This window comes from Rhodobacter flavimaris, from assembly GCF_021378075.1.
In the GTDB taxonomy this organism is placed as follows: domain Bacteria; phylum Pseudomonadota; class Alphaproteobacteria; order Rhodobacterales; family Rhodobacteraceae; genus Rhodobacter; species Rhodobacter flavimaris.
On record NZ_JAJUOS010000008.1, the window covers coordinates 1 to 18,979 of the forward strand.

An 18,979-nucleotide genomic window follows, 5' to 3' on the forward strand; every position below is an offset into this window, starting at 1 on the left:
CCGCCGCCGTCACCGTCGAGGCAACGACATTGTCGTCATCGTCGAGAATCTGGATCGTCACGCCAGCCCAGGGCGTGTCCTCGGCGTCGATCACACCGTCGCCGTCCATGTCCTCGTACTTCGTCCCGGAAATGTCGAACTTGTCGAAGTTCGCAAAGTCCAGATTGGTCTGGTCGGCTCCAGAGGTCCCGGTGATCGTGTAACCCGCGGTCCCGAGCGTCTGAACCGACCCGTCCGGCAGGACCTCCTGCACCGTGTAGCCCGCGTAGCTGTAGTCCAGCCCCGTGAACGACCACGTCCCGTCCGCCGCCGTCACCGTCGAGGCAACGACATTGTCGTCATCGTCGAGAATCTGGATCGTCACGCCAGCCCAGGGCGTGTCCTCGGCGTCGATCACACCGTCGCCGTCCATGTCCTCGTACTTCGTCCCCGTCACCGAGAACTCCGCGAAGTTGTAGAAGTCGGTAACCTCACCCTCTTCATCACCGAACGTCTCACCGCCCAGGACGGTGACGGCGTGCCACGGGGTAGAGGTCGGCATCCAGTTTCCGTCAGGACCGTCCATGTCTTCGATGACAAAGTAGTCTCCGACCATCACGTCGCCAAAATAGTAAACACCTGAGTCGTTAGTCGACGTCGTCGCGACCGGAGTGCCGGAGCTCAGTGCCGCGGAAATCTCGGCTTCGCTCAGCCCGCCACTATTGTCGGTGTCGATCGAGTCGTCGAAGAGATAGATCGTCCAACCCGCGATGGGCGTATCCGTGCCACCGGCGCCATTGCCGGTCACGTCTTCATACTTCTCACCGGTAATATTCCCGGTCGGTTCGTAGTTGCCGAAATCGAACCCGTCGAGCGTCTTGTTCAGATCGTTCTTGACCGGATCATAGACATAGCCGAGCGGCCCGAGCTCTTCCGACCCTGTATTCAAGGTCGGGCTAAGCACGGACACACCGCCGGAGCCCTGCTCCCACCCGTCCTGCATGACCTCGACGATAATGAACTGGGCATCGGCGACATATCCGCCGTTATTCGGTATCTGCGCATCAAGGAAGAAGTTCAGCTCGAACGCGCCGAATTCGTCCGTGAGATCGGTCGCATAGGCGCCAAAATCGTACTCGTTCTGGTCAAGCAGACCATCGCGATCAAGGTCGATATAGGCGCGGATTTCCCAGCCGCTCATGACCTCTTCGCCGGCATCCTGCACGCCATCGGAATCGATATCATTGAACTTGATGCCGACGACCTCGACGAATTGACGGACCGACCATTCTTCGAAGCCGGAATTGTTGGTCCAGTCCGCGACAAGTTCGCCGTCAACTACATAGTCGTCTTGGACGCCGAACTTGGAATAGAGCGTCACATAGGTGCCGTCGTCCAGTTCTATGTCCGCTTCCTCGAAACTCGAGAGCGGCACGTACATGATCATGTCCGAAACACCGGAGCCCGCCTGCAGCGTGTAGTCGAGCGCGATCCAGCTATCACCTAGCTCATCGAGCGACCAGACCAGTTCATACTGGGAAAGGTCGACAAAGCCCGGATCGCCCGACGGGACCTGTTCGTTTGAGAGATATATCTTGATCTCATCGAGCGAGAGATAGCTGGTCGCCCCGGAATCCGGCTCGTTGATATCAAGACGGAATTCAAGGTACTGAACGGCGTTACCCTCGTCGTCGTAAAGCGTTACGACCGGGATATCACCGTAGAACAGGTCACGCGTGAAATTCGGGCTGGTATTCTCGTCGTAATCAAGGGGCCGATCAGAGGTATTGTATCCTTCCTCCACCGGATCGTTGGTGCTGATCCGAACAAACGGATTGATCAGGCCGGTACCGGCGCCTGCCGCGTCGTTTGAAAAGAGGACGCCATCAAGCTCGACCGGCGAGGACACAAGGGTCGTGAGATCCACATCAGCTCCGGCATTATCCCCCACGCCGTCGGTAAACGTCGCATAGGCGGTATCGGACCCGCTCGATATGCTGAGAAGGAAACGCTCGCCCGCGCTGTCATCGGGGTTCACATACCAGGACGTGACCACCGTCCCGTTTGCCAGACCGTCAAGATCGCCCTCGCCGCCATCGGTGACGGTCCAGCTGTCATGGCCGTCCCCACCAAGGTCGATAACGACATCGTCCTCGGTGCCAAGGACGCCGTCTTCGCCAGCGTCGCCGACATGCTCGACCTCGAAGGTGACGCTGCCGCCCTCTTCGACACCGGTGGCGGTAAAGATTGCCGTCGAACCCGGCGCGTAATCATCTTTGTCCGTGCTGACTGCCAAACCATCATCAAGGATCTGGTCGTCCGACAGAATGACGTCGTTGTTATCTTCGAGTGCCATGTTGAGTCCCCACCAAAATCAATTCCAAACGCCGGAGACCAGAACGCGCGGAGGGACCTCGCCCAGCCGAACCCTAGTGCTCTGATCGTCCCCCAAAAGCCGGCCAATACGCCGGTCGGCTCCGCCAAAACTCCATCAACACCGGCGACAAGCGCCGATGGTGCCCAGGTCGTGCTGTCTGACGTGCCTCGTGGGGTTCGCTTGGATGTCCGTGAAAGTTCCGGACGTTATTGCAAACCGCGTTGTTTCTTTATTGCTTCAAATAGATCGTGCCCGATGAAAACGGCCCGGACACTTCGGTAAGATTATTTCGCAAACACTCGGCCTGCGATTAAGGAATATGGCGAAAGTGTGGCGTCCGTGCGGCAAATTGTCAATTACGTAAAGGCAACGATGGTTTCACCCGGCGATTGTATCCAAAATGGCGCGCACCGCTTTTGGGCGTGAAATGTGAAGCTAACCAGCGTCGCGCAGCCGGATTCGGTGACGGTCACTCATATTGTTTACAGTATCGCAACAATCGTTTTGGAAGCGACGACGACACAGATCATCTCTGCTGCGGTCGATTCGTAAGCCTCGGGCACGTTAAGGAAAGATCGGAATTGCGGCGGTCGTTGGCCCGCGCGTGCTACTCCGTTGACTGCACGTCCCACGCATCGCGGGGCCCATCAAGCAGCTCTTCGTCGCGGCGAAACCAGAGGCCGTGCATCTTGATGCGCGTTGCGGCCTGGATCGCCTTAAAAGCGGGGGAGGACAGCTTTCTGTGCTCCGGCCCATGCTCAAATCACGCGAGTTATCCTGAGCGGCTTTTCGAGCCGCAAAACGTCGACACAACGCGGCATTTCGACATCCTGCGCGAGCCTAAAAGGTCTGATCTTTTCACAACCGGTCGGCAGGACAGATCGGCCTCAATCGTGCGAAATGAAGCCCCAATTTCGCGGATGAGATTCGGGCGCTCCAGAAGTGTCGGCTCCGTACATTCGAATGAGAACGCGCCAGTGTATCCGGCCTCAAGCAACGCCGCGATTTGAGCATGGTTTCCGCAACGATCCCGTTCATCCACCAGCACGCGATGCGCATCCTGACTGGTATCAAGCATTACATCCGATGCCGAGATGCCCGAGATATGGACCATCGCAGTGTAGGGAGCGAACAGCTCGCGCTCGCCCGAGATGCAGTGCTGGAAGGTATCATGCACCAGTTTGACGCCCCATCCCACTGCTTCAATCGAATCGACAAGCTCGGCCTTGTAACGCAGCGAAGACGACTCGAAGCCGATCGGCTCGATCAACGGCTGAACCTGTGTTCCCGCGACCAAGTGTTTTATGTCTCGCATCACTTCGCGCAACGCGCGCGTGGGGCGAGCGTCCACAGTCGGAATCAGGCTGATGGTTTCGGCGCCAGACTCCACTGCGGTTTCAACAAGCGCAGCGATCTGCGCAGCGCGTTCATCATCCCAGACGTTGAACCCATAGACTTCACTCAGACCCAGCAGGCGCAGGCCGCGATCGCGCGCCATCTGACCCGCCAGACCTGGATCGATCCCATCGAAAAACGGACGCCCAAGATCGTTGCGCGGCTCCACGCCAACGCACCCGAGCTGCTGTGCTGCATCGAGAAACGCTTCGAACGAAAGATGCCGAAGTGTTTTCTGATTGAGGGCCCTTGGGATCATTTCGCGTCCCGCTCCATGATCCACTCAACCTCGGGTGCCGCGACGAAGCGCCAGTTGCGGCGCGGGCCTGCCATGACGTTGAGGTAATACATCTCGAAGCCGTAGGGGGCACCGCAGAGGTGGTGGCCGCGCGGAACGCAGACCACGTCGCCGTCCTTGGGAAGGATAGTGCCGGTTACGAGAAGCCGTTCGCCACGACTGGGGGATGTATTTTACTCAGTGTATTTGACTCACGGACGGCAAGCACCTGATCTGTGGAGTATACGGGAGGCCTCGGCCAGTCATCTTCCTGATGTTGCCATGCTGAAACTCGACAAAAGTGAAGTCGCACCATGAAGAGCCAACCTACTTGTGTAGGATAGACCCGCCAAAACGAAGCCTTATGCGCAATCTGCGCAAACTTATGCGCTGCGCGAAAGGTTATGCGCAATCCTACACAAGCGATCAGAAGTCGAGGTTCTCCACGCTCAGCGCGTTTTGCTGGATGAACTCGCGACGCGGCTCGACCACATCGCCCATCAGCTTGGTGAAGATGTCGTCGGCCTCGGCCAGATCCTCGATACGCACCTGCAACAGCGTGCGCGCCGAGGGGTCGAGCGTGGTTTCCCACAGCTGCTCGGGGTTCATCTCGCCCAGACCCTTGTAGCGCTGCAAGGTCAGGCCTTTTTCGCCCTCTTGCAAGATCGCCGCCAGCAGGTCGAGCGGGCCGTTGATCAGCTGCTCGCGTTCCTTGCGGATCAGCTTGGCGGGGACGCCATAGGTGTCGCGCAGATCTTGCGTGTATTGCCCCAGACGCCGCGACTCGGCGGCGCGCAGAACGTGACCGTCAAGCGTGCGCACCTCTTCGACACCGCGCAGGATGCGGCTCAGGCGCAGGCCATGATCCTGCGTCGGGCGGCCCTGCCAGCCGCGCTCATATTCCAGCGCCACCAGATCGAGGCGCCGCGCGACGCTGTCTGCCACCGCCTGCGCATCGGCATCCATCGCACCGGGCAGCATCGCGCCAGCGATCGCGGACTGCTCAAGGATATTGCGCGGGTAATGCGTCGGGAAGGTCGCGAGGATGCGCTTGATCACGCGGGCCTCCTCGACCACGCGCAGCAGATCCTGACCGGTGATTTCCTCACCGCTGCCAAGACGCAGCATCGCGCCTTCGACACCCTGATGCACCAGGAAGTCATCCAGCGCCGCCTGGTCCTTCAGATAGACCTCGGACTTGCCGCGCGCCACTTTGTAAAGCGGCGGCTGCGCGATGTAGAGATAGCCATGCTCAATCAGCTCAGGCATCTGGCGGAAGAAGAAGGTCAGAAGCAGCGTGCGGATGTGCGCGCCGTCCACGTCGGCATCGGTCATGATGACGATCTTGTGGTAGCGCAGCTTGTCGATGTTGAACTCGTCGCGGCCGATGCCGGTGCCAAGCGCGGTGATCAGCGTGCCGATCTGGTCCGAGGACAGCATCCGGTCAAAGCGCGCGCGCTCGACGTTCAGGATCTTGCCGCGCAGCGGCAGCACCGCCTGGTTCTTGCGCTCGCGCCCCTGCTTGGCCGAACCGCCAGCCGAGTCACCCTCGACCAGGAAGACTTCGGACAGGGCGGGGTCTTTCTCCTGGCAGTCGGCCAGCTTGCCGGGCAGCGAGGCCACGTCCATCGCGGTCTTGCGCCGCGTCAGCTCCCGCGCCTTGCGGGCGGCCTCGCGCGCCAGCGCCGCCTCGACGATCTTGCCGACGATCTGCTTGGCCTCGCCGGGATGTTCCTCGAACCACTCGCCCAGCTTCTCGTTCACCAGGTTCTCGACCGCGGGACGCACTTCGGAAGAGACAAGCTTGTCCTTGGTCTGGCTGGAGAATTTCGGGTCCGGCACCTTGACCGACAGCACGCAGGTCAGGCCTTCGCGGGCGTCGTCGCCGGTGAAATCGACCTTCTCGCGCTTGGCGATACCGCTGTCCTGGGCATATTTCGTGATGGTGCGCGTCAGCGCGCCGCGGAAGCCCGCAAGGTGCGTGCCGCCATCGCGCTGCGGGATGTTGTTGGTGAAGGGCAGCACGGTTTCATGGTAGCTGTCGTTCCACCACATCGCCACTTCGACACCGATCCCGCGCACCTCGCCGACCATATAGATCGGCTCGGGCATGACGGCGGTTTTCGAGCGGTCGAGGTATTTGACGAACTCCTTGACACCGCCCTCATAGTGCAGCTCCGAGCGCAGCGCCTCGGCGGGGCGGTCGTCCTCGATGATGATGCGCACGCCCGAGTTCAGGAAGGCCAGCTCGCGCAGGCGGGTTTCCAGCGTCTTGAAGCTGTATTCGAGGTTCGAGAAGGTGCCCTCGGCGTCGTTGGTCTTGGACGAGGCCATGAAGCGCACCTCGGTGCCCTTCTCGCCGGGCGCATCGCCCACCTCGCGCACATGCTCGACGCATTCGCCCTTTTCGAAACGGGCGTAATATTCCTTGTCGTTGCGCCAGACGCGCAGCTCAAGCCAGTCGGACAGCGCATTCACCACCGACACTCCGACGCCATGCAGACCGCCCGAGACCTTGTAGGCGTTGCCGTCGTCATCCGTGTTGTTGAACTTACCGCCCGCGTGCAGCTGGGTCATGATGACCTCGGCCGCCGAGACGCCCTCTTCGCGGTGAATATCGACCGGAATACCGCGCCCGTTGTCGCGCACCGAGACCGAGCTGTCGGCGTGAATCTTTACCGCGACGTAGTTGGCATGGCCCGCGAGCGCCTCGTCGATGCCGTTATCGACGACCTCGTAGACCATGTGATGCAGGCCCGAGCCATCGTCGGTATCGCCGATATACATGCCCGGCCGTTTGCGCACCGCTTCCAGGCCCTTGAGAACCTTGATGGATTCGGCGCCGTATTCGGCCTTTTTCTTGGTGTTCTCGGTCATGCGTTTCCGTCCGTGAATTTACCGGCGATTTATAGTGGCTCGGGCGGGGAATGTCACGTCCAAGACACAAGATTTGGTGGCATTACGCCGAGGCCGGAATGCTAAGCGTGCCATCCTCGGCCAGCGGCCAGAACGGGTTCATCACCAGCTCCCAGACATGGCCATCCGGATCGGCGAAATAGCCCGAGTAGCCGCCCCAGAAGACCTTTTCGGGCGCCTTCAGCGCAGTAGCCCCCGCTGCCAGCGCGGCAGCAAAAGCGGCGTCCACCTCGGCCTCGGTGTCGAAGTTCTGCGCCAGCGTCATCGCCCCGGCTCCAAGCACAGCTCCCGGCCGTCCCTGATCGGCGGCGAGATCTTCGCGCCCAAAGAGGCCTAGGGCCATTCCCGCGAGCTGGTAGAACACGACACTCTCGAGCGCCTGAACGGGACGCCAGCCAAGCGCCTCGTAGAAGGCGCGCGCACGGGGGATGTTGGCCACGCCGAGGGTGATCAGGGTAATGCGTTGCTTGGGATAGCTCATGGTGCGACCCTTTCGCTGACCTCCGACACGCCGCCGTGCTCGGCCACCTCATAGTAGCGCCCGCGCGGGCCGAGGCTGTCATATAGCTCGGCCCCTGTTCCGGTCATCACGACCTGCGCGGGCAGGGTGCAGATCTCATCATAAAGCGCCGCACGACGGCCCGCGTCGAGATGCGCGGCCACCTCGTCGAGCAGCACCACGACCGGCTCCCCCGCCAGCGCGCGGGCGTTGGCCAGCACCAGCGAGATCAACAGCGCCTTCTGCTCTCCGGTCGAGCAGAGTGCAGCGGGCACGTCCTTCTCGGCATAGATCGCCTCAAGATCGGCGCGGTGCGGGCCTTCGAGCGTCCGCCCCGCCGCCATGTCGCGACGCCGCCCCTCGGCCAGCGCTGCGGCCAGATCCTCTGGCCCGCCATTGACGATGGCCAGATGCGCGGCTGGAAAGGCGGTCGCGGCACCATCCTGCGCGGCGGTAATGCGCGCCAGTGCCTCGGCACGGTTTGTGGCGATCAGCGCGGCGGCCTCGGCCATCTGGCCCTCCAGCGCGTGATACCAGCGCTGATCGGTCACCTGATCCTTGAGCAGCCGGTTGCGTTCGCGCATGGCTTTTTCATAGGCCAGAACCGCCTCGGCATGGGCGGGCACGAAGGACAGGGTAATCCGGTCGAGATACCGCCTGCGCCCCTCGGCCCCCTCGATCCACAGCCGGTCCATCGCGGGCACCAGCCAGAGCACCCGCAGAATGCGCCCAAGGGCCACCTGCGGCGCCGCCTTGCCGTCGATCAGCACCTCGCGCGAGGCACCGGGCAGGGCCGAGGTTTCGACCTCATGCAGTTCGGTCTCGGCGCGGATCTTCCAACCCACCGCCTCGGCGCGGCGCATCAGTTCCTCGGCCGAGGCCCGGCGCAACCCGCGACCGGGGCTGAGCAGGGAAATCGCTTCAAGGATATTGGTCTTGCCCGCGCCGTTCGGTCCGTAGATCGCCACGGGCCGCCCATCGAACGTCAGATGCGAACGCCGATGCGAGCGGAACTGCAAAAGAGTCAGCTCCCTCAGCATCGGCGCCCTTTCACTGCATCGGATCGCAGGCCGGAACCGGCCCCGATCACACGCGCATCGGCATCACGACATAGACCGCCGAGGTGTCATTTCCCTCGCGCATCAGCGTCGGATCGCCGGAAGAGTTGAACATGAAGACGGCGTTCTCGCGGTCCACCTGGCTTGCGATTTCAAGCAGGTACTTGGCGTTGAAACCGATTTCAAGCCGTTCGTCGCCATAGGCCACGGCCAGTTCTTCCTCGGCCGCGCCCGCATCGGGGGCGTTGACCGACAGCACCAGCCGGTCTTCGTCGAGGCTGAGCTTGACGGCGCGCGAACGCTCGGACGAGACAGTCGCCACGCGGTCCACGGCCTTGGCGAATTCCGAGGCATCGACCTCAAGCCGGCGGGTGTTGCCCATCGGAATGACGCGCGTGTAATCGGGGAAGGTGCCGTCGATGACTTTCGAGGTCAGCGTGATCACCGGGGTGGCGAAGCGCACCTTGGTTTCGGAAACCGACACCGCGATCGCGGTCTCGTCGTCATCCAGCAGTTTGCGCAGCTCGTTCACCGTCTTGCGCGGCACGATCACGCCGGGCATACCCTGCGCGCCCTCGGGCAGGGGCGCGTCGATCCGCGCCAGCCGGTGGCCATCGGTCGCCACGCAGCGCAGCACCGGGCCATCTTCGCCGGTTGCGACATGCATATAGACGCCGTTGAGGTAATAGCGCGTCTCTTCGGTCGAGATCGCGAATTTCGACTTGTCGAAGAGGCGCCGCAGCACCCCCGCCTTGGCCGAGAAATTCGCCGTATATTCCGACGACGCCATGACCGGGAAATCTTCCTTGGGCAGCGTCGCGAGGTTGAAGCTCGACCGACCCGCCTGGATCGTCAGCCGCCCCGCCGCCGCGTCATCGGTCAGCGAGATCAGCGCACCATCGGGCAGCTTGCGCACGATCTCATGCAGCATGACCGCCGAAACGGTGGTGGCTCCGGCGCGTTCGACCTGCGCGGGGGCCTTGTCCACGACCTCGATATCAAGGTCGGTCGCACGGAACGACACGGTGCTGCCTTCCGCCTCGATCAGCACATTCGCGAGGATCGGTATCGTGTTGCGGCGTTCGACGACCGACTGAGCCTGAGCCACCGCCTTCAGAAGCGCGGCACGTTCGATGCTGAATTTCATTTCCATCCCCCACGGCAGACCGGAACGGAAAGGTAACATCTCTCCGCTCAGGCTCAAGATTTTTCAGGACATTCGGCCGCTTTGGCGCGGGCGTCAAGGGCTCGGCGTGTCGCGTCAGCTTTCCAGAAGCCGACGCAGCAGCGCGATATCCTCGGCCAGTTGCCGATCGCCGTCCTTCAACTCCTCGATCTTGCGGATGCCATGCATGATCGTGGTGTGGTCGCGACCACCGAAGCGACGCCCGATTTCGGGCAGGCTGCGGGTGGTCAGTTGCTTGGACAGATACATCGCCACCTGACGCGGACGCGCGATGGTGCGCACCCGCTTGGGGCCGATCATGTCGGACAGGCGGACGTTGTAATGCTCGGCGACCTTGCGCTGGATCTCTTCGATCGAGACCTTGCGGTCCGAGGCGCGCAGGATGTCGGTCAGGCATTCCTGGGCCAGATCCAGCGTGATCTCGCGCCCGACCAGCGAGGCGAAGGCAAAGAGACGGGTCAGCGCGCCTTCCAGCACGCGCACGTTCGTGGTGATGCGATGCGCGAGGAATTCCAGCACGCCCGAGGCCAGCTTCAGGCCCGGATACTGGGCGCGGTAGGCCTCGGTCTTGGTCTGCAGGATGCCGAGGCGCAGCTCATAGTCGGTCGGATGCAGATCGACCACGAGGCCGCATTGCAGGCGCGACTTGATGCGCTCTTCGAGGTCCTTGATCTCACCCGGCGCACGGTCGGCCGAAATGACGATCTGCTTGCCCTGATCCACCAGCGCGTTGAACGTGTGGAAGAATTCTTCCTGCGTGCTGTCCTTGCCGGCGATGAATTGCACGTCATCGACCATCAGCACATCGACCGAGCGGAACATCTCCTTGAAGTCCATGATCTGGCGCTCACGCAGGGCCTGCACGAAGCGATACATGAACTGCTCGGCCGAGAGGTAGAGCACGCGCAAATCGGGGCGGCGGAGTTGCAGCTCATGCGCGATGGCATGCATCAGGTGGGTCTTGCCCAGGCCGACGCCACCGTAGAGGAACAGCGGGTTGAACGAGACCGGGCCGCCCTCGGCCACGCGGCGCGCGGCGGCATGGGCCAGCTCGTTCGGTTTGCCGACGACGAAGCTGTCGAAGGTGAAGCGCGCATCGAGCGGCGCGCCGGGCAGCTCGACCCCATCGACCGGACGGGCGACACGGGCACGCGCAGGAACGGGCGCCACGGCGGGCTTGGCAACCTCGGCTGCGGGAATCGCCCGCAGGGCGGGCACGCGGATGTCGATCCGCTCGGCCGCAACACCGGCCGCGCGCAGCTCGCGCAGAATCGGTTCGGCGAAATTGCGCGACACCCAGTCACGCATGAATTTGGTCGGTGCTTCGAAGGCCGCGATGCCTTCGGACATCTCGATCAGCCGAAGCGGCGCGATCCAGGTCGAGTAGTTGTTCTTGCCAACGCTCTTGAGAAGTTCATCACACACCCGCCCCCAGGTTTCGTCCGTCATTTTCTTGCCTATTCAAAACACACACGGTCAGCCGCATTCGCATCCCCTGGCATCTTCGGCCTTAACCCCGCATGAGCGGGGCGCACAGCCTGCGATAGGAACACAGAAATCCGGCCCGGGAATCCCGAGTCAGGCAGTTCTGCCGAAGGCGAGGGCGCAGAGCCCTCAGGAATCGGATTCGCATCATTCGAGGCCAGGAGACCCGGCTGTTTTTACTTGTCGTGGCAGACGTTTATGCCTGCTCCGGTCCCGAAAAGATGCGTCATGTCCCCCAAGGCGACGTGAATCGCAAGGAGACGCTAGCGCGGCGCCAAGCCCCCGCGCAACCGATCTTCACTCTTGACGCCGGATTCGTGTCACCGAATCTGTGCCACTTGGTCAAACCTGCAACACTTCAATTTAAGCATTTGAAAAACAACAAAAATAAAAGGCGCCCGATTGGGCGCCTTTGGCAACAGTCTGTTTCGACTGGTAATCAGACCGCGAGGGCTTTCACGCGAGCCGCAAGGCGCGAGATCTTGCGCGACACGGTGTTCTTGTGCAGCACGCCCTTGGTCACGCCACGGGCCAGTTCCGGCTGAGCGGCGCGCAGAGCAGCAACGGCGGCTTCGGCGTTGCCCGAAGCGATCGCTTCTTCGACCTTGCGCACGTAGGTGCGGATGCGCGAACGGCGAGCTTTGTTTACGTCGTTGCGGCGCTCGTTCTGGCGGGCGCGTTTCTTGGACTGGGGCGTATTGGCCATGTGTTTTTCCGACTTTCCGGGTCTGTTACAATTTCGAATGCGCAACAAAGCCCGGTCGTCCCAGCGAACCGGTTGATTCTAGCCTGAGCGGGCTCCACGCGCATGTGAGGCGGCCTCATAAGCGAGAATCGCCAAAAAGAAAAGCCCCGAAGGGGGCCTTTCGCTTATTTGTCGCGGAATTGCGGCTGCCGCTTTTCGAGGAAGGCCGACATGCCTTCCTTCTGATCTTCGGTCGAGAACAGCGCGTAGAAGATGCGGCGCTCGAAATGGATGCCTTCCTGAAGCGTGGTCTCGTAGGAGCGATCGACGCATTCCTTGACGACCATCGAGGTCAGCACCGATTTCTCGGCAATCTTCTGGGCCGCGGCCATCGCCTCTTGCATCAACTTGGCCGCGGGCACGACACGGCTGACCAGGCCCGAACGCTCGGCCTCGGCGGCATCCATGAAGCGGCCGGTCAGGTGCATGTCCATCGACTTCGACTTGCCCACGAAGCGCGTCAGGCGCTGCGTGCCGCCAATCCCGGCCACGACGCCCAGGTTGATCTCGGGCTGGCCGAACTTGGCGTTGTCGGCGCAGATGATGAAATCGCACATCATCGCCAACTCGCAACCGCCACCAAGCGCATAGCCCGCGACCGCCGCGATGATCGGCTTGCGCGTGCGCAGGATGCTGTCGGAATTGTCGGTGAAGAAGTTCTGGGTATACATCTCGACAAAGGATTTGTCGGACATTTCCTTGATGTCGGCACCGGCCGCGAAGGCCTTGTCGGAGCCGGTAATGACGATGCAGCGCACCTTTTCATTGGCGTCCGCCGCCTTCAGCGCCTCGGCCAGCTCGCCCAGCAGGGTCGAGTTCAGCGCGTTCAGGGCTTCGGGGCGGTTGAGCCGGATCAGGGCGACATAGTCTTCGATCTCGACGATCAGGGTCTGGTAGGCCATCTGGCTTTGCCTTTCCTTGTGATGGCAGGAGTCCTATCAGGACCGCGGCGATTATCAAGCCTGACTTCGCGGCTGCAGCATTTCTAGCGCTGGCAGGCGGGGCAGAAGAAGCTTGAACGCCCCGATTGCACGATGCGCCGAATGGGCGTGGCACAGGTGACGCAGGGTTCGTCCTCGCGGTCATAGACGCGGAAGCTGTGCTGGAAATAGCCGAGCTCGCCATCCGCCTGCCGATGGTCGCGCAGGCTCGATCCACCCGCCTCGATCGCCTCGGCCAGAACCTCGCGGATGATCGGCACAAGGCCCGCCACCCGCTTCGCGGCGATCTTGCCCGCCTGACGGCGCGGGTCGATGCCCGCGCGAAAGAGCACCTCGGAGACGTATATATTGCCCAGCCCCGCCACCACCCGCTGATCGAGCAGCGCGGCCTTGATCGGTGTTGCGCGGCCTTTCAGTCGCGCCACGAGGTAGTCTTCGTGAAAATCGTTGCCGAAGGGCTCGGGGCCCAGGCCCGCCAGCAGCCAATAGGCCTCTTCGCGGTCGGTGCGCACCAGATCCATCGCGCCAAAGCGCCGCGCGTCGTTGAAGGTCACCCGCGCGCCGCCCTCCATGTGCAACACCACATGATCATGCTTTTGCGGCGCGGGATGGTCGAGATGAAAGCCCCCCAGCATCACCCCCGACACCAGCATCCGCCCCGACATGCCCAGATGGATCAGAAGGCTCTCGCCCCGGTCCAGATCGGCGAGGATATATTTCGAGCGCCGCCGCAGCTGCACCACCCGCGCACCGGTCAGCCGCTCGGCCATATTCTCGGGCAGGGGCCAGCGCAGATCGGGGCGATTGACCTCGGCCTGCACGATCAGGCGCCCCTCCATCGCGGGCAAAAGGCCGCGCCGGACGGTTTCTACCTCGGGCAGTTCGGGCATCGTTGCTCCTGTCGCATTGTCATGGCCGCTGGGGCCCCTATAAGAAGGGGGAGTTTTTCAGATCGGCAAGAGCGCATGAGCACGGATCAGACCAGAACCACGCATTTCGGCTTCAAGACCGTCGATGAGGGAGAGAAGGCCGGGCTTGTCCATGGCGTCTTTTCGCGCGTGGCATCGAAATACGACATCATGAACGATCTGATGAGCATGGGCATCCACCGGGTCTGGAAAGACGCGATGATGGACTGGCTTGCGCCGCGCCCAGGGCAAAAGCTGCTCGACGTGGCGGGCGGCACGGGCGATGTGGCCTTCCGTTTCCTCAAGCGCGCGCCGGGCGCCAGCGCCACGGTCTGCGACATGACCGAGTCGATGCTGATCGAGGGCCAGAAGCGCGCCGAGGCCGAGGACATGGCCGATCGCCTGAAATGGGTGGTGGGCGATGCGATGGCCCTGCCCTTCGAGGACAACACTTTCGACGTCTATACGATCTCGTTCGGCATCCGGAACGTGACCCGCATCCCCGACGCGCTGCGCGAAGCCTACCGTGTGCTGCGCCCGGGCGGGCGGCTTATGGTGCTCGAATTCAGCCAGATCCCGAACGACATGCTGCAATCGCTCTATGATGCCTATTCGTTCAACGTCATCCCGGTGATGGGCCAGATCGTCGCCGACGACCGCGACAGCTACCAGTATCTGGTCGAATCGATCCGCAAGTTCCCCACGCAAGAGATCTTCGCATCGATGATCCGCGAGGCCGGGTTCGACCGGGTGAAATACCGCAACCTCTCGATGGGGATCGCGGCGCTGCATTCGGGCTGGAAGATCTGAGATGCGGGGACCCCATAACATCTGGCGACTAATCCGCACCGGCGCCACCTTCGAGCGTACCGGCGCGATGAGCGTCGCGCTTGAGGCCGTCGATGCGCCGCCGCGCCTGCGGTTGGTGGCGCGCATCATGGGCTGGCCGTTCAAATGGCTGGGCTACAAGGGCGATCCGAACCTGCCGCCGGTGACCCGCGCGATCACCGCGCTCGGGCCGGCCTATATCAAATTCGGCCAGGTGCTCTCGACTCGTCCCGACGTTGTCGGCGAAGAACTGGCCGACCAGCTGCGCGTGCTGCAAGACAAGCTGCCGCCCTTCCCGACCGATGTCGCCAAGCGCATGATCGCCGAAGAACTCGACCGCCCGGTGGACGATCTGTTCTTCGACTTCTCGGAACCCGTCGCCGCCGCCTCGATCGCGCAGGTCCATTCCGCGCGCCGCGCCGATACCGGTGCCCGCGTCGCCGTCAAGGTCCTGCGCCCCGAGATCGAGCGCGCCTTCCGCCGCGACCTCGACGCCTTCCATTTCGCCGCCGGCATGATCGAGCGGCTCTCGCCCGCCTCGCGCCGCCTGCGCCCGACCGATGTCGTCAAGCATTTCGAAGGCGTGGTGATGGGCGAGCTGGATCTGCGGCTCGAATCCGCCGCGGCCTCGCAATTCGGCGCGAATACCGTGGGGGACGCAGGCTTTACCGTGCCCCAGCCGATCTGGTCGATGTCGGGCCGTCGGGTGATGACGATGGACTGGGCCGAGGGCGTGTCGATCGGCGACCCCGAGGCGATCCGCGCCGCGGGCCACGATGTGGTGGCGATTTCCGAGCGCGTGCTGCAACTCTTCCTCAGCCATGCGCTGCGCGACGGCTATTTCCATGCCGACATGCACCACGGCAACCTCAAGGTGGCGGCGAATGGCGATGTCATCGCCTATGACTTCGGCATCATGGGGCAGATCGACGAATATACCCGCCGCGTCTATGCCGAGATCCTGATGGGCTTCATCCGCCGCGATTATCGCCGCGTGGCCGAGGTGCATTTCGAGGCAGGCTACGTGCCCGCCGACCGCGACGTGAACGAGTTTGCCCTGGCTTTGCGCGCGGTGGGCGAACCGATTTTCGGCATGAACGCGACACAGATATCGATGGCGCGGCTGCTGGCCTACCTCTTCGAGGTGACCGAGCGTTTCGGGATGCAGACCCGCACCGAGTTGATCTTGCTGCAACGCACCATGGTGGTGGTCGAAGGCGTCGCCCGCTCGCTCAACCCCGCGATCAACATCTGGGAAACCGCGCAGCCGGTGGTCGAGAAATACATCCGCGAGAACCTCGGCCCGCGCGCCGCGATCCGCGATCTGGTGCGCACGGTGATGATCCTGGGCGATTTCGGCCCGCGCCTGCCCGAGCTTCTACGCTCGGCACTGGAGCGGCAGGCCGCCCCGGTGACCCCGCCCGAACCGAAACGGCGAATGCACCTCATTGGTTTCGCGGCAGCCGGTATGGCACTGCTGGCGGTTGGCGTGGCGGTCGGGCAGATCCTCTAGGATCAGCCCGCCTCGCGCAGGGCCGTGACATCGCTGGCCGCAACCGTCGTGCCGCCTTCAAGCACCAGCATCGTGCCGCTACCGGTTCCCTGCGCCTCGACGATCCGGCTGTAAACCTCGACCGTATCCGTCGAGATCAGCGTGCCGTTATTGTAGCTTTCCAGCCGGAACGAGTAGTTGCCCGCAGGCAACGGCGCGCCATTCGCATCCGTTCCCGCCCAGTCGAGCGTCTCGGCGCTGGCCGCAATCGTCTGGCGCGTGACCTCGGCTCCGCTGGCGTCATAGGTAACCAGCACGGCCTGATCGGCACCCACCGCCGGATTCGGCGCCAGCGTTACCGGCGCACCGTCAAACCGGGCGGGCGCGGCCACGCGCGCCTCCATCCCGACCCAGCCCGCCATCTCGGCCATCCCCGCGACACCCATCTGCGCCGCCAGCGCCTGCAACAGCGTATTGGTCTGCACCTGCTGCTCGACCCCCGAGAAGGTCGCCAGCTGCACCGCGTAATCCGAGCTTTCGATCGGGTTCAGCGGATCCTGGTTTTGCATCTGCACCGTCAGCATCTTCAAAAACGTCTGAAAGTCCGAGGTCAGCGCCCCCTTGCTTTGGGTCGCCGTGCTAGTCGCGGCAGTGCTGGTCACCGATGAGACAGTGGTCATGGCGGAAAGCTCCTTCACATTCGCAAATCGAGGCCGCGTCCTGCGGCGGATGGTTTCAGCGGGATCGGCATGGGTCGGGCGGGTTCGATCGCCGGGGCATCTGCCCCCTCGTCAGGATCGGGGGGCGGCGCGGACCTCTGCCCGGAATGGTCGGCAAAGCTGAAAGCCACGTCGCGAAACCCGAGATCACGGAACTCGCGCGCCAGAAGATCCGCATGGCGGCGCATCAGGTCGAGCGTCTCGGCGCGTTCGGCCTGAATCGAGACATTCATGACCCCGTCATGGGCCTGCAATCGCAGCTTTACCTTCCCCAGTTCCTCGGGGGCCAGCGCCACTTCAACCGCACCCTCGCGCTGCTCACCTACCGCCTCGGCCAATTGCCGCGAGACTTGAACGGGCGTCGCGGGCGCTTCGGCAGCGGCTGAGCGCGGCGGCAGGGTCACGGCCTGAACCTCGAAGCCGGGGCCGCGCGTCGCCGGGGCGGCCACTTCGGCAAGAGCCTCAGGGCTTTCCGTATCTCGCGGCGCGTCCCCGGCCATCACGGCAGGCGCAGGCATGGGTGGCGACGCGGCCGGCCCGGTATCGCGACGAACCTCCGGCGTGACCGAGGCAGGCGACGGCGATGTCTCCTCGTCACCTGACGCGTCTGCCGCAGGCGGATCGGGCGCTTTGCGCGGTGACGTCTCTGTCAGTCCGGGCGCCGACAAGAGGCCGGGCGCCTCAGCGTGAACCGATCCGGGCGCGACTTCGGGCGCCGAGCTGCGTTCGGAAGGCGGGGCGGGGTCACGTGCTGCCCGGTGCGTGGAGCCCGGGGCCGCAGTCGCCCCGAAGGCCGTCGCCGTTGCAAGCGCGACGGGCGCCGCCGTTGCGGCAGCGTTGAGCACGGCCGCCGGGAGCGGAAAGCCTGCCAGCTGCGGCCCCGAACCGACAACAGGCGTCGCAGTGCAGGTGCTGTCCGCAGTCTCGGCGGGGAGCATCGGCGCCATGACCGGGCCAAGGGGATCCGTCTTGCGCGCAACGCTATTTCGGGATTCGGGCGGCCCTTCGACCGGAGGATCGGCTGGGGCCGGATCAGAGGTCTCCAACGCCGCTCCGTAGGACGGCGGGGATACTTGGGTCAAGGCTTCGGCGTGTGCGCCCTCGCCAGGCGCGACCGGGTCCGGCATGGCAGGAAGAGGCAGGGCAAAGGCCGCACAGGTCAGCGACTCGGGGCGCGGACCATCCATCTTCGCCGATTCGTCCTGGCGCGGTGCGGCAGGCTCTGCCTCCCCCTCCAGCAGACTGCCGAACGCGCCATCCGGCAGGCCGAGGCCTTTCGCCTTGCCGCCCAGGCTGGCGGCAAGCGGCACTCCCGCCACTGGGCGGTCTGCGGGTGTGAAATGCGGCATCGTCCCCTCGACTTCTGTCGATCCGCCGCCAGCCTGTCAGCGAGAGGTTACCGCTTCTTTACTCCTGCCCCAGAGAATGGAGGAAATCGATTCAATTGGAGCGACCGCCATGCTCGATCCGACCGCCCCCACCGGTGCCGCCACCGCGCCGAGCACCCCGAAACCCGCCCTGCGACAAGCCGCGCAGGATCTTGAGGCTGCGTTTCTCGCCGAGATGCTCAAGCAGGCGGGCCTTGGCAAAAGCCACCAGGCTTTCGGGGGTGGCGCCGGAGAAGAGCAGTTCTCCTCGTTCCTCGTGCAGGAACAGGCCAGCCTGATGGCGCAGCATGGCGGGATCGGGCTTGCGGAACGGCTGTTCGCGGCCATGCAAAAGGATCAGGCCAATGGCTGAGCCCAAATCCCCCGCCGATCAGATGCGCGCCCTACTGCTTGCAGAACGCAAGGCGATCCATAGCGGCGATTTCGCCGGGCTCGAGGCGCTGGTCCGGCGTAAGACCGAGCTGCTGGCGCGGCTTGAGGGCGAATCGGCGCCGGTGCTTTCGGCCCTGCGTGACAGCGCGCAACAGAATGGTCGGATGCTGGCCGCCGCGCTTGAGGGCGTGCGTGCGGCGCAGCGCCGACTTGGCCTGATCCGCGAGGCCGCGCGCGGCTTCCAAAGCTATGACAGCACCGGGCGCGCGCAACGCATCAGCCGCGAGGGCGGCTCGGGCCTCGAACATCGCGCCTGAGACAATCGACTAAAATCCAATCGATTCAGGGGCCGGCAACTTGCCGGCCTTAGCTTTCTGTTAGGCGATCCGCTGCAAGGATCGGCTTGCATCCTCG

16 protein-coding genes and 1 pseudogene are annotated in these 18,979 nt (G+C 63.4%); 4 read left to right on the plus strand and 13 right to left on the minus strand.

Annotation, left to right across the window (positions count from 1 at the left end; all coding sequences use genetic code 11):
* From LZA78_RS11100 to mutM, 11 genes and pseudogenes are all read right to left on the minus strand, one after another.
* Nucleotides 1–2,335: SdrD B-like domain-containing protein (locus LZA78_RS11100; protein WP_233677006.1), on the minus strand; the 2,335-nt coding region annotated here is incomplete at its 3' end.
* A gap of 793 nt (nucleotides 2,336–3,128) precedes the next feature.
* The gene (locus LZA78_RS11105; protein WP_233677007.1) at nucleotides 3,129–4,010 is read right to left on the minus strand and encodes a TIM barrel protein; all 882 of its coding nucleotides are present in this window, start codon (nucleotides 4,008–4,010) and stop codon (nucleotides 3,129–3,131) included.
* Nucleotides 4,007–4,171 (minus strand): annotated as a pseudogene (locus LZA78_RS11110) (5-deoxy-glucuronate isomerase); the annotation flags it as partial. The gene LZA78_RS11105 and the pseudogene LZA78_RS11110, both read right to left, overlap by 4 nt.
* Before the next feature lie 283 nt (nucleotides 4,172–4,454).
* Nucleotides 4,455–6,905: a DNA topoisomerase (ATP-hydrolyzing) subunit B gene (gyrB, locus tag LZA78_RS11115; protein WP_233677008.1), complete on the minus strand. Its 2,451-nt coding sequence runs from the start codon at nucleotides 6,903–6,905 to the stop codon at nucleotides 4,455–4,457.
* A gap of 82 nt (nucleotides 6,906–6,987) precedes the next feature.
* Complete coding sequence (locus LZA78_RS11120) at nucleotides 6,988–7,425, minus strand: VOC family protein (protein ID WP_233677009.1); 438 nt, start codon at nucleotides 7,423–7,425, stop codon at nucleotides 6,988–6,990.
* Nucleotides 7,422–8,483, minus strand: coding sequence for a DNA replication/repair protein RecF (gene recF / locus LZA78_RS11125; protein ID WP_233677010.1), 1,062 nt, complete (start codon nucleotides 8,481–8,483; stop codon nucleotides 7,422–7,424). The genes LZA78_RS11120 and recF overlap by 4 nt, the downstream gene beginning before the upstream one ends.
* 46 nt (nucleotides 8,484–8,529) lie before the next feature.
* Nucleotides 8,530–9,648, minus strand: coding sequence for a DNA polymerase III subunit beta (dnaN, locus tag LZA78_RS11130; protein WP_233677011.1), 1,119 nt, complete (start codon nucleotides 9,646–9,648; stop codon nucleotides 8,530–8,532).
* A 114-nt stretch (nucleotides 9,649–9,762) separates the two neighbouring features.
* Nucleotides 9,763–11,136: a chromosomal replication initiator protein DnaA gene (gene dnaA / locus LZA78_RS11135; protein ID WP_233677012.1), complete on the minus strand. Its 1,374-nt coding sequence runs from the start codon at nucleotides 11,134–11,136 to the stop codon at nucleotides 9,763–9,765.
* Nucleotides 11,137–11,611: 475 nt separating this feature from the next.
* On the minus strand, nucleotides 11,612–11,878 hold the full coding sequence (rpsT, locus tag LZA78_RS11140; RefSeq protein WP_233677013.1) for a 30S ribosomal protein S20: 267 nt from the start codon (nucleotides 11,876–11,878) through the stop codon (nucleotides 11,612–11,614).
* Between the two features lie 164 nt (nucleotides 11,879–12,042).
* Nucleotides 12,043–12,819, minus strand: coding sequence for an enoyl-CoA hydratase (locus LZA78_RS11145; RefSeq protein ID WP_233677014.1), 777 nt, complete (start codon nucleotides 12,817–12,819; stop codon nucleotides 12,043–12,045).
* Between the two features lie 83 nt (nucleotides 12,820–12,902).
* On the minus strand, nucleotides 12,903–13,748 hold the full coding sequence (gene mutM, locus LZA78_RS11150) for a bifunctional DNA-formamidopyrimidine glycosylase/DNA-(apurinic or apyrimidinic site) lyase (RefSeq protein ID WP_233677015.1): 846 nt from the start codon (nucleotides 13,746–13,748) through the stop codon (nucleotides 12,903–12,905).
* Between the two features lie 75 nt (nucleotides 13,749–13,823).
* On the opposite strand from mutM, the gene ubiE reads away from it, so the two are divergent.
* Nucleotides 13,824–14,576: a bifunctional demethylmenaquinone methyltransferase/2-methoxy-6-polyprenyl-1,4-benzoquinol methylase UbiE gene (ubiE, locus tag LZA78_RS11155; RefSeq protein WP_233677016.1), complete on the plus strand. Its 753-nt coding sequence runs from the start codon at nucleotides 13,824–13,826 to the stop codon at nucleotides 14,574–14,576.
* 1 nt (nucleotide 14,577) lies between these two features.
* Complete coding sequence (gene ubiB, locus LZA78_RS11160; RefSeq protein WP_233677017.1) at nucleotides 14,578–16,107, plus strand: 2-polyprenylphenol 6-hydroxylase; 1,530 nt, start codon at nucleotides 14,578–14,580, stop codon at nucleotides 16,105–16,107.
* A gap of 2 nt (nucleotides 16,108–16,109) precedes the next feature.
* On the opposite strand, the gene LZA78_RS11165 is transcribed toward ubiB, so the two are convergent.
* Both LZA78_RS11165 and LZA78_RS11170 read right to left on the minus strand, forming a co-directional pair.
* The gene (locus LZA78_RS11165) at nucleotides 16,110–16,766 is read right to left on the minus strand and encodes a flagellar hook capping FlgD N-terminal domain-containing protein (protein ID WP_233677018.1); all 657 of its coding nucleotides are present in this window, start codon (nucleotides 16,764–16,766) and stop codon (nucleotides 16,110–16,112) included.
* Between the two features lie 14 nt (nucleotides 16,767–16,780).
* A complete protein-coding gene (locus LZA78_RS11170; RefSeq protein ID WP_233677019.1) occupies nucleotides 16,781–18,154 on the minus strand; it encodes a flagellar hook-length control protein FliK in 1,374 nt (457 codons plus the stop codon).
* A 109-nt stretch (nucleotides 18,155–18,263) separates the two neighbouring features.
* Here LZA78_RS11170 and LZA78_RS11175 point away from each other — a divergent pair, with 109 nt between their 5' ends.
* Nucleotides 18,264–18,545 carry a rod-binding protein gene (locus LZA78_RS11175; RefSeq protein WP_233677020.1) on the plus strand — a complete coding sequence of 94 codons (282 nt, stop codon included), beginning with the start codon at nucleotides 18,264–18,266 and terminating at the stop codon, nucleotides 18,543–18,545.
* On the plus strand, nucleotides 18,538–18,882 hold the full coding sequence (locus LZA78_RS11180; RefSeq protein WP_233677021.1) for a M15 family metallopeptidase domain-containing protein: 345 nt from the start codon (nucleotides 18,538–18,540) through the stop codon (nucleotides 18,880–18,882). Before LZA78_RS11175 ends, LZA78_RS11180 begins: the two co-directional genes overlap by 8 nt.
* Nucleotides 18,883–18,979: the final 97 nt, after the last annotated feature.

Bases quoted from the DNA above. Each gene is read 5' to 3' on its own strand.
- LZA78_RS11180 (WP_233677021.1), top strand. From the start codon at position 18,538: ATGGCTGAGCCCAAATCCCCCGCCGATCAGATGCGCGCCCTACTGCTT.
- LZA78_RS11120 (WP_233677009.1), bottom strand. From the start codon at position 7,425: ATGAGCTATCCCAAGCAACGCATTACCCTGATCACCCTCGGCGTGGCC.
- dnaN (WP_233677011.1), bottom strand. From the start codon at position 9,648: ATGAAATTCAGCATCGAACGTGCCGCGCTTCTGAAGGCGGTGGCTCAG.
- dnaA (WP_233677012.1), bottom strand. From the start codon at position 11,136: ATGACGGACGAAACCTGGGGGCGGGTGTGTGATGAACTTCTCAAGAGC.
- mutM (WP_233677015.1), bottom strand. From the start codon at position 13,748: ATGCCCGAACTGCCCGAGGTAGAAACCGTCCGGCGCGGCCTTTTGCCC.
- LZA78_RS11105 (WP_233677007.1), bottom strand. From the start codon at position 4,010: ATGATCCCAAGGGCCCTCAATCAGAAAACACTTCGGCATCTTTCGTTC.
- recF (WP_233677010.1), bottom strand. From the start codon at position 8,483: ATGCTGAGGGAGCTGACTCTTTTGCAGTTCCGCTCGCATCGGCGTTCG.
- LZA78_RS11165 (WP_233677018.1), bottom strand. From the start codon at position 16,766: ATGACCACTGTCTCATCGGTGACCAGCACTGCCGCGACTAGCACGGCG.
- ubiE (WP_233677016.1), top strand. From the start codon at position 13,824: ATGAGCACGGATCAGACCAGAACCACGCATTTCGGCTTCAAGACCGTC.
- LZA78_RS11145 (WP_233677014.1), bottom strand. From the start codon at position 12,819: ATGGCCTACCAGACCCTGATCGTCGAGATCGAAGACTATGTCGCCCTG.
- rpsT (WP_233677013.1), bottom strand. From the start codon at position 11,878: ATGGCCAATACGCCCCAGTCCAAGAAACGCGCCCGCCAGAACGAGCGC.
- LZA78_RS11170 (WP_233677019.1), bottom strand. From the start codon at position 18,154: ATGCCGCATTTCACACCCGCAGACCGCCCAGTGGCGGGAGTGCCGCTT.
- gyrB (WP_233677008.1), bottom strand. From the start codon at position 6,905: ATGACCGAGAACACCAAGAAAAAGGCCGAATACGGCGCCGAATCCATC.
- ubiB (WP_233677017.1), top strand. From the start codon at position 14,578: ATGCGGGGACCCCATAACATCTGGCGACTAATCCGCACCGGCGCCACC.
- LZA78_RS11175 (WP_233677020.1), top strand. From the start codon at position 18,264: ATGCTCGATCCGACCGCCCCCACCGGTGCCGCCACCGCGCCGAGCACC.